This window comes from Micromonospora sp. NPDC023633 (assembly GCF_040640035.1).
In the GTDB taxonomy this organism is placed as follows: domain Bacteria; phylum Actinomycetota; class Actinomycetes; order Mycobacteriales; family Micromonosporaceae; genus Micromonospora.
Genome location: NZ_JBFABB010000151.1, coordinates 1 through 13,897 on the forward strand (window position 1 = coordinate 1; position 13,897 = coordinate 13,897).

The window sequence follows — 13,897 nt, forward strand, 5'->3', positions numbered from 1 at the left end:
CGCCGCGGGGCCCCCCGGCCCCCGCCCCCGGGGGGTCCTGGGGTCCCGCCGCTTACACAAGCGCCCCGCCCGGGGGGGGGGCCCCCCCCACCACCCTAGGCGAAACGATCGACGCCGGTGATCCCGCGAAGGGCTCACCGCAGCCGGCGCCGGACGGCCGCGGCGACCGGTCCGGGCAACTCCCCGACGGCCCGCGCCACCCGCCCGAGGTCGGGCAGCCAGCCGCCGCGCACCGACGCGGCGGCGGTCGGATCCGGCGCGAACACCACGCCGTCGTGCGGCGCGACCGGGCGGTCGGTCAGCCCGAGCAGCCGCATCAACGGCCCGACGAGGGCGTCGTAGACGCCGGGGAACACGGTGAAGCCGACCCGCATGACCGTGTTGACCCGGCCCACCGACACCTCCCGGCGGGGCTTGTCGGCGCAGTCCACGATGGCCCGCGCCACCCGCTCCGGCGTGGTGACCGGCAGCGGGGGCCGGCCGATCCGGCCGAGGTAGTTCGCGGCCCGCTGGTAGACCGGGGTGTCCACACTGCCCGGGTTGACGATGCAGACGTGCACGCCCGGGGTCTCCCGGGCCTCCTGCTGCAACGTGCGGGTCAGCCCCTGCAACCCCCACTTGCTCGCCACGTAGCCGCTCATGTACGGCGCCGTGATGTGCCCCAGCACCGACCCGGTGAGGATCAGCGTCCCCCCGCCGTCCGCCCGGAAGCGGCGCAGCGCCACCCGGGCCACCGCGGCGGCGGCGAGCAGGTCGGTGCGTACCACCTGCTCGAAGACCCGCTCCGGGGTCTCCTCGAACCGGCCGTACGCCATCACCGCCGCCGTGTGCACCCAGACGTCGAGGCTGCCGAACCGGTCGAGGGTCGCGTCGGCGAGCGCCGCCAGCGCGCCGTCGGCGGTGACGTCGGTCGGCACCTGGAGCACCTGCGCGCCCGCGGCCCGGCACTCGTCGCGAACCGTGGCGAGGGCGACGGGGGAGCGGGCGGCGAGCACCAGGCGGTCTCCGCGTTCCGCGAAGGCCCGGGCCGCCGCCCGGCCGATCCCGCTGGTCGCGCCGGTCAGGACCACCGTCCGGGTCACGGCGCGAGCACGACCTTGACGCAGCCGTCCTCCTTCTTCTGGAACATCTCGTACGCCTGCGGCGCCTGCGTCAGCGGCATCCGGTGGGTACGCAGGCCCGCCACTCCCAGCGGGTCGTCGTCGCCGGAGAGCAGCGGGATGATCTCGTCGGTCCACCGGCGCACGTGGCACTGCCCCATCCGCAGCTGGACGCCCCGGTCGAACATCTCCATCAGGGGCATCGGGTCGACCTCGCCGCCGTAGACGCCGGAGACGGAGACGGTGCCGCCCCGGCGGACGGCCTTGAGCGCGGCCTTGAGCACGACCAGCCGGTCGACGCCCACCTTGTCGGTCATGGTCTGGGCGAGCTTGTCGGGCAGCAGCCCGGCGGCGGTCTGGGCGAGCTTGCCGAGGGGCGCGCCGTGGGCCTCCATGCCCACCGCGTCGATGACCGCGTCGGGGCCGCGCCCGTCGACGAGATCGATCAGCGCGCCGGGCACGTCGTCCAGCTCGCTGACGTCGAGCACCTCGATGCCGTGCCGGCGGGCCATCGCCAACCGCTCCGGCACCAGGTCGAGCCCGATGACCCGGTCCGCGCCGAGGTGCCGGCCGATGCGGGCGCAGAACTGGCCGACCGGCCCGAGCCCGAAGACGGCGAGGGTGCCGCCGCGCGGGGTGTCGGCGTACTTCACCGCCTGCCAGGCGGTCGGCAGGATGTCGGACAGGTAGAGCCAACGCTCGTCGGGCCCGCTGTCGGGAACCTTGATCGGGCCGAACTGGGCGTGCGGCACCCGCAGGTACTCCGCCTGCCCTCCGGGCACCGAGCCGTAGAGCGAGGTGTAGCCGAACAGCGCGGCGCCCTTGCCCTCGGCGGTGACCTGGGTGGTCTCGCACTGCGCGTACAGCTGCCGGTCGCACATCCAGCAGGAGCCGCAGGAGATGTTGAACGGCACCACCACCCGGTCGCCCGGCTTGAGCCGGGTCACCCCCGGGCCCACCTCCTCGACGATGCCCATGGGCTCGTGGCCGAGGATGTCGCCGGGCTTCAGGTACGGCCCGAGCACCTCGTACAGGTGCAGGTCGGAGCCGCAGATCGCGGTCGAGGTGATCCGGACGACGGCGTCCGTCGGCTCCTCGATCCGGGGATCGGGCACCTCTTCGACCCGTACGTCCCGCTTGCCCTGCCAGGTCAGTGCCTTCATGTCCCGTCGTCCCTCCTCGTGCCGTCCCCGGGAGTGCTACCCGCCCCTGCCGAGTTGAACCGGCGGCCCACCCCGGCGGCCGGGCTCCCGTCGCCCCTCTCCGCGCAGCGCTGCGGCCCGTGGATCCGCCCGGGCGGGACGGCTGTGCCGGGTGGGCGCTGTCGAGCTGCCCCGTGGGGCGGGGCACTCCCTGGCGTGGGGTCAGGCGGAGTCTCCGCTGGCGAGTTGCCTGGCCGGACGGGCAGAGAGGACGGGCCGCCGGCCAGGCGGCCGGTCTCACGGACGGGGCAGCTCGACAGCGACCGTCGAGGGACCCCGATCCGCCACGGTCGCGATGGTGGAACGGAAGGGGCCGCACCCCCGCGCCGACGGGCCTCGGCATGGGCGAGCCGGATCGCCACGTGTCGGCCGACGCCGGCGAGGACCGGGCCCGCGTGCGGAAAGCGGGCGGGCCGCCGCACCCGCAGGGGTACGGCGACCCGCCCGGCCGCTCGTCAGGAACGGGATGTCGTCAGGAACCGGATGTCGTCAGGAACCGGGGGTGTTGTCGCCCCGCTTCGAGGTGGCCATCAGGAAGTCGCGGTTGAGCCGGCCGATGGTGTTCAGCGGGATGCCCTTGGGGCAGACCACGGTGCACTCACCGGCGTTGGTGCAGCCGCCGAAGCCGGCCTCGTCGTGCGCGTCGACCATGCCGATCACCCGGGTGTAGCGCTCCGGCTGGCCCTGCGGCAGCAGCGAGAGCTGGGTGACCTTCGCGGCGGTGAAGAGCATGGCGGAGCCGTTCGGGCAGGCCGCCACGCAGGCGCCGCAGCCGATGCACTCCGCCGCCTCGAAGGCGGCGTCCGCGTTGGCCTTGGCGACCGGGGTCGAGTGCGCCTCGGGGGCGCTGCCGGTCGGCGCGGTGATGTAGCCGCCGGCCGCGATGATCTTGTCGAAGGCGCCCCGGTTGACCACCAGGTCCTTGATGACCGGGAAGGCGCGGGCCCGCCACGGCTCGATGTCGATCGTGTCGCCGTCGGAGAACTGCCGCATGTGCAGCTGGCAGGCGGTGGTGCCGCGCTGCGGCCCGTGCGCGTCGCCGTTGATCATCAGGCCGCACATGCCGCAGATGCCCTCGCGGCAGTCGTGGTCGAACGCCACCGGCTCCTCGCCGGCGAGGATCAGCCGCTCGTTGAGTACGTCGAGCATCTCCAGGAAGGACATGTCCGGGGAGACGTCGTCGACCTTGTAGGTCACCATCCGACCCTTGTCCTCGGGGCCGGACTGGCGCCAGATGCGCAGGGTCAGGTTCACTTGTAGCTCCGCTGCGTGGGGTGGACGTATTCGAAGTTCAGGTCTTCCTTGTGTAGCACCGAGGGCTCGCCGGTGGCGGTGAACTCCCAGGCCGCCACGTACGCGAAGCGGTCGTCGTCGCGCTCCGCCTCACCGTCTGGCGTCTGGTGCTCGGCCCGGAAGTGACCGCCGCAGGACTCCTCGCGGTGCAGGGCGTCGATACACATCAGCTCCGCCAGCTCGAAGAAGTCGGCCACCCGGCCGGCCTTCTCCAGCGACTGGTTGAGCCCTTCGCCGTTGCCCGGCACCCGGACCCGCTGCCAGAACTGCTCGCGCAGGGCGCGGATCTCGTCGATCGCCTTGCGCAGCCCGGCCTCGCTGCGCTCCATGCCGCAGTGCTCCCACATGATCTGGCCCAGCTCGCGGTGGAACGAGTCCACGGTCCGGTCGCCGTTGACGGCCAGCAGCCGCTGGATCCGGTCCTCGACGTCCGCGCGGGCCTGCACGGCCGCCGGGTGCGTGACGTCGACCTTCTCGAACGGGCCGGACGCCAGGTAGTGGGCGATGGTGTTCGGCAGCACGAAGTAGCCGTCGGCCAGGCCCTGCATCAGCGCCGAGGCGCCGAGCCGGTTCGCGCCGTGGTCGGAGAAGTTCGCCTCGCCGATCACGAAGAGACCCGGGATGGACGACTGGAGGTCGTAGTCGACCCAGAGGCCGCCCATCGTGTAGTGCACGGCGGGGTAGATCCGCATCGGCACCTCGTACGGGTCCTCGCCGGTGATCCGCTCGTACATCTCGAAGAGGTTGCCGTACTTGGCCTCGATGGCCTTGCGGCCGAGCCGGTTGATCGCGTCGGAGAAGTCCAGGTAGACGCCGAGCCCCGTCTGGCCGACGCCGCGTCCCTCGTCGCAGACGTTCTTCGCGGCGCGGGAGGCGATGTCGCGGGGGACCAGGTTGCCGAAGGAGGGGTAGATCCGCTCCAGGTAGTAGTCCCGCTCGTCCTCGCCGATGTCCTTCGGGCTGCGGGTGTCGCCCTTGGCCTTGGGCACCCAGACCCGGCCGTCGTTGCGCAGCGACTCGCTCATCAGGGTCAGCTTCGACTGGTGGTCGCCGGAGACCGGGATGCAGGTCGGGTGGATCTGCGTGTAGCAGGGGTTGGCGAAGTACGCGCCCTTGCGGTGGGCCCGCCAGGTGGCGGTGACGTTGCAGCCCTTGGCGTTGGTGGAGAGGTAGAAGACGTTGCCGTAGCCGCCGGAGGCGAGCACGACCGCGTCCGCGAACTCGGTGGTGATCTCGCCGGTGACCATGTCCCGGACCACGATGCCGCGGGCCTTGCCGTCGACGACGATGAGCTCCAGCATCTCGTGCCGGGCGTTCATCTCCACGTTGCCGAGGCCGATCTGCCGCTCCAGCGCCTGGTACGCGCCGAGCAGCAGCTGCTGGCCCGTCTGGCCCCGGGCGTAGAAGGTGCGCTGCACCTGCGCGCCGCCGAAGGAGCGGGTGTCCAGCAGGCCGCCGTACTCGCGGGCGAACGGGACGCCCTGGGCGACACACTGGTCGATGATGTTGACCGAGACCTCGGCCAGCCGGTGCACGTTCGACTCCCGCGAGCGGAAGTCGCCGCCCTTGACGGTGTCGTAGAAGAGCCGGTGCACCGAGTCGCCGTCGTTGCGGTAGTTCTTGGCGGCGTTGATGCCGCCCTGCGCGGCGATGGAGTGCGCCCGGCGCGGACTGTCCTGGTAGCAGTAGCTCTTGACCCGGTAGCCCTGCTCGCCCAGCGTGGCGGCGGCCGAGCCACCGGCCAGGCCGGTGCCGACCACGATCACGGTCATCTTGCGGCGGTTGGCCGGGTTGACCAGCTTGGCCTCGAAGCGGCGGCGTTCCCAGCGGGTCTCGATCGGGCCGTCGGGAGCCTTGGTGTCGGCGATCGGGTCGCCCTCGGTGTAGAGATCCATGTCAGGACACCAATCCGGTGAGTACGGCGAACGGAACCACCAGGTAGCCGGCGCAGAGCGCGACGGCGAAGACCAGGGCCACGGCCCGGGCCCGCCGCTCGCCGCGCGGGCTCTGCTGGCCGAGGCTGCGCAGCGCGCTGAACAGGCCGTGCCGCAGGTGGAAGCCGAGGGTGACGATCGCCAGGGTGTAGAAGAGCGTCACGTACCAGCGCTCCGGGGCGAAGTCGGCCACCACGTTGGCGTACGGCCGGCCGGGATCGCCGACGGGGTTCAGCGTGCCGGTGGTCAGGTCCAGGAGGTGGTAGATCACGAAGAGCAGGATGATCACGCCACCCCAGCGCATCGTGCGGGCCGCGTAGCTGCCCTGCACCTTCTTGCGGTGCGCGTACTGCACCGGGCGGGCGGCGCGGGCGCGCACGGCGAGGGTGGTCGCGGCCCAGATGTGGCCGAGCACCGACGCCAGCAGGGCGATCCGCAGGATCCACAGGAACCACACGCCGGGCAGCAGCGGGGCGCCGATCTCGCGCAGCCAGTGCGCGTAGTGGTCGAACGAGGTCGCCCCCGTGAAGATCTTCAGGTTGCCGAGCATGTGCGCGATCAGGAACAGCACCAGGATGATGCCCGTCACCGCCATGACGGCCTTCAGGCCGACGCTGGAGCGGATGGGCGACCGAGTTCTCGTGACTACCACGCGATCGACGCTAGGAGCACTTGATTCAGTCGTCCAATGCATCGACCTCTCAGTCTTGATAGCTATAGGCTATGTAGATGCAGCTCCATCAGCTGAAGTACTTCGTGGCCGTGGCGGAAGTGCGACATTTCACCCAAGCCGCCGACATCGTCGGCATCACCCAGCCGTCCTTGAGTAAGCAAATTCACGCCCTCGAGGACGGCCTCGGCGCCCCGTTGTTCGAGCGGGTAAGAGGCAACATCGCCCTCACCGCGGCCGGTGAGGTGCTGCTGCCGCTCGCCAAGCGGATCCTGGCCGACGTCGACACCGCGACCCGCGAGGTGCAGGAACTGGTCGGCCTGCGGCGCGGCCGGGTCCGGCTCGGCGCCACCCCCAGCCTCGCCACCTCGCTCGCCCCGCCGGTGCTGCGCCGGTTCCGCGACGCCCACCCCACCATCGACCTGCGGGTGGAGGAGAGCGGCTCGCAGGACCTGGTCCGCGGCCTGCTCCGCGGCGACCTCGACCTGGCCCTGATCATCATGCCGGCCCAGGGCACCGACCCCGGGCTGCGCGCCGACCCCATCCTGCGGGAGAGCCTGGTGGTCGCCTCGGTCGAGGAGCTTTCGGTGGCCCCGGAGACCGGCCAGCTGCGCGTCACCGACCTGCGCGACCAGCCGATGGTGATGTTCCGGGAGGGCTACGACCTGCGCGACGCCACCATCCAGGCCTGCCGGGAGGCCGGCTTCGAGCCGACCATCGCCGTCGACGGCGGCGAGATGGACGCGGTGCTGAGCTTCGTCGAGGCCGGGCTGGGCGTCGCGCTGGTCCCCGGCATCGTGGTGGCCCGCCGGCCGGGCGTACGCGTCACCCGGCTGGCCCCGCCCGGCGTCCGGCGGACCATCGCGGTCGCCCGGCGCCGCGACGTCGTGCCCACCCACGCCGGCCGGGAGCTGCGCCGGATACTGCTGGAGTACGTCCGCGACGCCACCACCGACGGGGACCTGCCGCCGGGCGTCGAGCCGCTCTGAGGCCGCCGGCGGGCCCGCGCGGTCCCACGCCGCCCCGCGCCAGGCGCGCACGACGGAAGACGACCGGCCCCCGCCGGCGCGCCTACGCTGCCCACATGGCAGCAGGCAGCGCCGTGGTGATCGGCGCCAGCATGGGCGGCCTGCTGACCGCCCGCGCACTCACCGAAGCGTACGAGCAGGTCACCGTCGTGGACCGGGACCTGCTGCCCGAGCGGGCGGACAGCCGCCGGGGCGTACCGCAGGGGCGGCAGTTGCACGTCCTGCTGACCCGGGGCCGGCAGGCGTTCGAGGAACTGCTGCCCGGGATCTCGGCGGAGCTGACCGCGCGCGGCGTGCCCACGGTCGACCTGCACGAGCAGGTCCACTGGTACAACAACGGCCACCGGATGCGGCGCGCGCCCTCCCCGCTGGTCGCCCTCGGGGTCAGCCGGCCGCTGCTGGAACAGGTCGTCCGGGAGCGGGTGGCCGCCCTGCCCGGGGTGCGGATCGTGTCGGGCTGCGAGGCGGAGGGCCTCACCACCACCGCCGACCGGGCGCGGGTCACCGGCGTGCGGCTGCGCCCCCGCGACGGGGAGCCGACCACCGTCGCGGCCGACCTCGTCGTCGACGCCGGCGGCCGGGGCACCCGCAGCCCGGTGTGGCTGGCCGAGCTGGGCTACCGGCCGGCGCCGGAGGACCGGGTCAAGGTCGGCGTCACCTACCTCACCCGCACCTACCGGCGGGAGCCGCACCACCTGGAGGGGCTGCTCGGGGCGCTCACCAACGCCGTGCCCGGCCAGCCCCGGGGCGGCATCGTCGCCGTGCAGGAGCAGGGCCGGTTCGCGGTGGCGCTCAGCGGCATGCTGGGCGAGGAGCCGCCGGCCGACGACGAGGGGATGGCCGCCTTCGCCGAGACCCTCGCCGCCCCGCAGATCGCCGACCTGCTGCGTACGGCGCGGCCCGAGAGCCCACCGGCGACGATGAAGTTCCCGGCCAGCGTGCGGCGGCGATACGAGCGGCTGCGTCGCTTCCCGGCCGGCTACCTGGTGGTGGCCGACGCCGTGTGCAGCTTCAACCCGGTCTACGGGCAGGGCATGACGGTGGCCGCGCTGGAGGCGCTGCTGCTGCGCCGACTGCTCCGGCGGTCGTCCGACCGGCTCGCCCGGCGGTTCTTCCGGGGCGCGGCCCGGCTGATCGACGGGCCGTGGTCCATCGCGGTCGGCACCGACCTGCGCTTCCCCGAGGTGCCCGGTCGGCGCTCGCCGCGGGTGCGCCTGGTCAACGCGTACGTGGGCCGGCTGCACGCGGCGGCGACCCGGGACCCGGCGCTGGGCGCGGCGTTCCTGCGGGTGGTGAACCTCGTCGACCCGCCGACGCGGCTGCTCTCCCCGCCGGTGCTGCTCCGGGTGCTGCGCGGGTCCGCGGCAACGCCCTGACCCGCGCAGCGGCGCCCGGCCGGCGCGGGCAGGTCGCCCTACCTGCCCTCGGCCTCGTCCATCGCCCGGTAGATGCGCTGCTCCGACACCGGGTACGGGGTGCCCAGCGCCTGGGCGAAGACGTTCACCCGCAGCTCCTCGATCATCCAACGGATCTGCCGGACGGCCGTCGACTGCCGGCGGCTCGGCGGCAGCGCGGCGAGCATCTCCTGGTACTCCTTCTGCACCACCGCGACCCGGTCCTGCTGCTGCTTGTCGCGCTGCGGGTTGCCCGGCAGCCGGTCCAGCCGCCGCTCGATCGCGGTGAGGTAGCGCAGCAGGTCGGGCAGGCGCGCGTACCCGGTCTCCGTGACGAACCCCTTGTGCACCAGGCCGTTGAGCTGGGCCCGGATGTCGGCCAGCGCGGCCACCACCGCCAGGTTCCTCGTGGCGCCGAGCCGCTGCTGGACGGCGTACGCGGCGGCGAGCACCCGGCGGACGCGGTCCATCACCTCGACCACGACGTCTACCAGGTCGGCCCGGACCCTGTCCCGCAGGGCGGCGAAGCCCTCGGCGTCCCAGGCCGGGCCGCCCGCGTCGCCGATCAGCTTGTCGATCGCCGCCCCGGCCGCGTCGGAGATCAGCTCCTGCACGCCGCCGTGCGGGTTGCGGCTCAGCGCCAGCTTCGCCTCGTTGCTCAGCCGCCCCTGGAGGAACTTCGCCGGCGACGGCACGGTCAGCCGCAGCAGCCGCCGCGTGCCCGCCCAGTGGGCGGCCTCCTGCTCGGCCGGCGAGTCGAAGACCTTCACCCCGACCGTGTCGCCCTCGTCGACCAGGGCCGGGTACGCGGTCACGGCGTAGCCGGCGCGGACCTGCTCGATGGTGCGCGGCAGCGTGCCGATGCTCCACTCGCGCAGCCCGCTGCGGGCCACGTCCGGCGCGGCGGCGGCCACGACCTGGCGTACCTCCGCCTTGAGCTGGCGTTGCAGGGCCGGCAGGTCCTTGCCCTCGGCGACCGGCTTGTTCTCCTCGTCGAGCACCCGGAAGCGGACCCGCAGGTGCGGCGGCAGCTTCTCCGGCTCCCACGCGTCGCGGGGCACGGTGACGCCGGTCATCCGGCGCAGCTGCCGGGTCAGCGCGTCCAGCAGCGGCTCCTCGCCGGCGGGCATCGCGGCGAGCGCCGCGCGGGCGTAGTCCGGCACCGGGACGAAGTTGCGGCGCACCGCCTTGGGCAGCGAGCGGATGAGCGCGACGACGAGTTCCTCGCGCAGCCCGGGCACCTGCCAGTCGAAGCTCTCCGCCGGCACCTGGTTGAGCAGGGGCAGCGGGATGTCGACGGTCACGCCGTCGGTCGGGGTGCCCGGCTCGAACCGGTAGGTCAGCGGCAGGGTCACCCCGTCGGCGGACCACTCGTCGGGATAGTCGGCCTCGTCCACGCCGACCCGGCCGGCGTTGACCAGCAGCTCCCGGGTGAAGGTGAGCAGGTCGGGCTGCTCCCGGCGGGTCTTCTTCCACCAGGCGTCGAAGTGCCGCCCGGAGACCACGTCGGCCGGGACGCGCGCGTCGTAGAAGTCGAAGACGGTCTGGTCGTCGACGAGGATGTCGCGGCGGCGGGCCCGGTGCTCCAGCTCCTCGATCTCGGCCAGCAGCCGCTGGTTGTCGGCCCAGAACCCGTGGTGGGTCTGCCAGTCGCCCTCGACGAGGGCGTGCCGGATGAACAGCTCCCGGGACAGCGCCGGGTCGATCCGGCCGAAGTTGACCTTCCGCGAGGTGACCAGCGGGACGCCGTAGAGGGTCACCTTCTCGTAGGCCATCACGGCCGCCTGTTTCTTCTCCCAGTGCGGCTCGCTGTAGCTGCGCTTGACCAGGTGCGCCGCCAGCGGCTCGACCCACTCGGGCTCGACCCGGCCGGCCACCCGGCCCCAGAGGCGGGAGGTCTCCACCAGCTCGGCCGCCATCACCCAGCGCGGCGGCTTCCTGAACAGCGCCGAGCCCGGGAAGAGCGCGAACTTCGCGCCCCGGGCGCCCAGGTACTCGTGCTTCTGCGCGTCCTTGAGCCCGACGTGGGACAGCAGTCCGGCCAGCAGCGACTGGTGCACCTTCGGGGTGTCGATTTCCTCCGGCAGGTCCGCGCCGCCCCGGCGCCGACCGCCGCCGTCGCCCTCCCGCGCCGGTCGCCCTTCTTCGGGGGTGCGCAGCACCTGGCGCAACTGGCTGACGATGTCCTGCCACTCGCGTACCCGCAGGTAGTTGAGGTACTCGGCCTTGCACATCCGGCGGAACGCGCTGGAGGAGAGCTCGCGCTGCTGCTCGCGCAGGTGCCGCCACAGGTTGAGCAGCGACACGAAGTCCGACTCGCGGTCGGTGAACCGGGCGTGCGCCTGGTCGGCCTGGGCCTGCCTCTCGGCGGGCCGCTCGCGCGGGTCCTGGATCGACAGCGCGGCGGCGATCACCATCACCTCGGTGGCGCAGCCGTTGCGCTCGCCCTCGACGACCATCCGGGCCAGCCGCGGGTCGACGGGGAGCTGGGCCAGCCGCCGGCCCAGCGGGGTGAGCCGCTTCGCCGGGTCGGCCTCGGCCGGGTCCAGCGCGCCGAGCTCGTGCAGCAGGTTGACGCCGTCGGCGACGTTGCGCCGGTCCGGCGGGTCGATGAACGGGAACGCGGCGATGTCGCCGAGCCCGATGGAGGTCATCTGGAGGATGACCGAGGCGAGGTTGGTGCGCAGGATCTCCGGGTCGGTGAACTCCGGGCGGGACAGGAAGTCCTGCTCGTCGTAGAGGCGGATGCAGATGCCGTCCGAGGTGCGCCCGCAACGCCCCTTGCGCTGGTTGGCCGACGCCTGCGAGACCGGCTCGATCGGCAGCCGCTGCACCTTGAGCCGGCTGCTGTAGCGGGAGATGCGGGCCGTGCCCGGGTCCACCACGTACTTGATGCCGGGCACGGTGAGCGAGGTCTCCGCGACGTTGGTCGCGAGCACCACCCGGCGCCCGGCGTGCGGGGCGAAGACCCGGTGCTGCTCGGCGGTGGAGAGCCGGGCGTACAGCGGCAGGATCTCGGTGCCGCGCAGCGCCGGCTTCTTCTCCACCAGCTTGGCCAGCGCGTCCGCGGTGTCGCGGATCTCCCGCTCGCCGCTGAGGAAGACCAGGACGTCGCCGGGCCCCTCGGCGGCCAGTTCCTCGACGGCGTCGCCGATGGCCTGGACCTGGTCCCGGACGTTCTCCTCGTCCTCCCCGTCGTCCTCGCCCTCGGCCACCTCGACCAGGGGCCGGTAGCGCACCTCGACCGGGTACGTGCGACCGGAGACCTCGACCACGGGCGCCGGGACGCCGTCGGGCTCCTCGGCGGTGGGCGGCCCCGCGAAGTGCCGGGCGAACCGCTCGGTCTCGATGGTCGCCGAGGTGATGATCACCTTGAGGTCGGGGCGGCGGGGGAGGAGCTGACGCAGGTAGCCGAGGATGAAGTCGATGTTCAGGCTGCGCTCGTGCGCCTCGTCGATGATCAGCGTGTCGTACTGGCGCAGCATCCGGTCGGTCTGCAGCTCGGCGAGCAGGATGCCGTCGGTCATCAGCTTGACCAGGCTGCGGTCGCTCACCTGGTCGCTGAAGCGCACCTTGTAGCCGACCACGTCGCCCAGCTCGGTGCCGAGCTCCTCGGCGATCCGGTCCGCCACCGTACGCGCGGCCAGCCGGCGCGGCTGGGTGTGCCCGATCAGGCCGGTGATCCCGCGCCCCAGCTCCAGGCAGATCTTCGGCAGCTGGGTGGTCTTTCCGGAGCCGGTCTCGCCGGCCACGATCACCACCTGGTGGTCGCGGATCGCGGCGGCGATGTCGTCCTTGCGTTCGCTCACCGGCAGCTGGGCCGGATAGGTGACCACCGGCACGGCGGCGCGCCGGTTCTCGAGCACCGCCTCGGCCCGCGCCACGTCGGCGGCGATCTCGCCGAGCGCCGACTCCCGGCGCTCCGGATCGCGCAGCCTGCGTACCCCGTCCAGCCGCCGTTGCAGGCGGCGCTGGTCGCGGAACATGAGGGGACGGAGGCGGCGGTGCAGCTCGCGGACGGGGTCGGTCGCGGCGGGTGCGGCTGGATTCTGCATGTCGTCGCCAAGGATAGGCAGCCGACGGCCGGACCGCCCCCGGGTTACCGCCGCGCCGCCTCCGCCCGCCCCGGTTGCGCGCCCGCCGACGGCTGTGGTCAGGGCGAGCGCGCGGGCGGTCCACCGGTCTAGAGTGGGGCGTCGACCGACCTGGCCACGGGGGACTGGATGACGATGCGCGACACCGACCGGGCCCTGGTGCAGGCCGCCACGGCGGTCGCCAAGCTGCGCTGCCGCAGCGAGAACCACACGGTCGCCGCCGCCGCGCGGACCACCGACGGCCGGGTCTTCACCGGGGTCAACGTCTACCACTTCACCGGCGGCCCCTGCGCCGAGGTGGTCGCGGTCGGAGCCGCCGCCACCCAGGGCGTCACCGAGCTGGAGACGATCGTCGCCGTGGGCGACCGAGGGCGCGGGGTGATCCCGCCCTGCGGGCGCTGCCGGCAGGTGCTGCGCGACTACTTCCCCACGGTCCGGGTCATCGTCGGGCCGATGGACGCGCTGCGGGTGGTGCACGTGGCCGAGCTGCTGCCGGAGACGTACGTCTGGGCCGACCAGCAGCTCGACGGGCCGGCGGTCCCGCTGCCCGCGCCGCGACCGGCCGACTGACGCCCCGCCCCACCGGTCCGGCCCGTCAGTCGCCGGCGGCGGCCTCCAGGATCGACCGGGGCATCGGCACGTTCTCGAAGCGCACGTTGCCCTCCGGCACCATCCAGCTCATCACCTGCACGCTCAGCCGCCCGGCCCGCACGGCCGGGTCGTTCCGGTACAGCTCGCGGGCCTCCTGCGGGGAGACGGAGAGCACGACGAACCCGCGCACCCGCTCGTCGTCGGCGTCGACGAACGGGCCCGCGGCCAGGACGAGCCCCTGCTCCACCAGCCCCGCCTGGTGGGCCAGGTGGGCGTCCTGCAACCGGTCGGCCGCGTTCAGCGGCAGTTCCGGCGCGTCCGACGGCCGGACCAAAAGCACCACGGTGTGCTGGTCGAATCGCATGCCCCACACCCTAGGCCGGCCGGGGCCGCGCGCCGCCCGGATCCGGCGCTGTCCGCCCTGGTCAGCACCGCCCGGATCGACAACCGCGAGTTAGGCCCGGCCAGGGCGTTCCGCTAAGGTAAGGCGAACCTAAGCCCGAACGTGCAGGAGCCTCGTGACCACCCTCGCCACCCGACCGGCGCCGGCCGGCACCCGGCCCCGGGCGCGCGGTGGCCGGCGGCTCGCGG

At 73.3% G+C, this 13,897-nt stretch carries 10 protein-coding genes; 3 read left to right on the forward strand and 7 right to left on the reverse strand.

What is annotated here, in order from left to right; translation table 11 throughout:
- Positions 1-134: 134 nt before the first annotated feature.
- From AB0G13_RS30355 to AB0G13_RS30375, 5 genes are all read right to left on the reverse strand, one after another.
- Positions 135-1,082 (reverse strand): SDR family NAD(P)-dependent oxidoreductase, encoded by a 948-nt coding sequence (locus AB0G13_RS30355; protein ID WP_357881687.1) that lies wholly within the window; start codon positions 1,080-1,082, stop codon positions 135-137.
- A complete protein-coding gene (locus AB0G13_RS30360; RefSeq protein ID WP_357881690.1) occupies positions 1,079-2,263 on the reverse strand; it encodes a zinc-dependent alcohol dehydrogenase in 1,185 nt (394 codons plus the stop codon). Before AB0G13_RS30360 ends, AB0G13_RS30355 begins: the two co-directional genes overlap by 4 nt.
- Positions 2,264-2,791: 528 nt before the next feature.
- Positions 2,792-3,556, reverse strand: a complete 765-nt coding sequence (locus tag AB0G13_RS30365; protein WP_121395570.1) for a succinate dehydrogenase/fumarate reductase iron-sulfur subunit — start codon at positions 3,554-3,556, stop codon at positions 2,792-2,794.
- Positions 3,553-5,490: a fumarate reductase/succinate dehydrogenase flavoprotein subunit gene (locus AB0G13_RS30370; RefSeq protein ID WP_357881694.1), complete on the reverse strand. Its 1,938-nt coding sequence runs from the start codon at positions 5,488-5,490 to the stop codon at positions 3,553-3,555. Before AB0G13_RS30370 ends, AB0G13_RS30365 begins: the two co-directional genes overlap by 4 nt.
- A 1-nt stretch (position 5,491) precedes the next feature.
- Positions 5,492-6,181, reverse strand: a complete 690-nt coding sequence (locus AB0G13_RS30375) for a succinate dehydrogenase cytochrome b subunit (RefSeq protein ID WP_357881697.1) — start codon at positions 6,179-6,181, stop codon at positions 5,492-5,494.
- 77 nt (positions 6,182-6,258) lie between these two features.
- Here AB0G13_RS30375 and AB0G13_RS30380 point away from each other — a divergent pair, with 77 nt between their 5' ends.
- Positions 6,259-7,188: a LysR family transcriptional regulator gene (locus AB0G13_RS30380; RefSeq protein WP_357881700.1), complete on the forward strand. Its 930-nt coding sequence runs from the start codon at positions 6,259-6,261 to the stop codon at positions 7,186-7,188.
- A gap of 95 nt (positions 7,189-7,283) precedes the next feature.
- Entirely contained in the window at positions 7,284-8,603 is a 1,320-nt protein-coding gene (locus tag AB0G13_RS30385) for an FAD-dependent monooxygenase (protein WP_357881703.1), read from the forward strand.
- Positions 8,604-8,641: 38 nt separating this feature from the next.
- On the opposite strand, the gene hrpA is transcribed toward AB0G13_RS30385, so the two are convergent.
- Entirely contained in the window at positions 8,642-12,676 is a 4,035-nt protein-coding gene (gene hrpA / locus AB0G13_RS30390) for an ATP-dependent RNA helicase HrpA (RefSeq protein WP_357881706.1), read from the reverse strand.
- 168 nt (positions 12,677-12,844) lie between these two features.
- Here hrpA and AB0G13_RS30395 point away from each other — a divergent pair, with 168 nt between their 5' ends.
- A complete protein-coding gene (locus tag AB0G13_RS30395; RefSeq protein WP_357881709.1) occupies positions 12,845-13,285 on the forward strand; it encodes a cytidine deaminase in 441 nt (146 codons plus the stop codon).
- A 25-nt stretch (positions 13,286-13,310) separates the two neighbouring features.
- Here the strand turns inward: AB0G13_RS30395 and AB0G13_RS30400 are convergent, their stop codons facing one another.
- Positions 13,311-13,670: a YciI family protein gene (locus tag AB0G13_RS30400; protein ID WP_357881712.1), complete on the reverse strand. Its 360-nt coding sequence runs from the start codon at positions 13,668-13,670 to the stop codon at positions 13,311-13,313.
- Positions 13,671-13,897 lie beyond the last annotated feature (227 nt).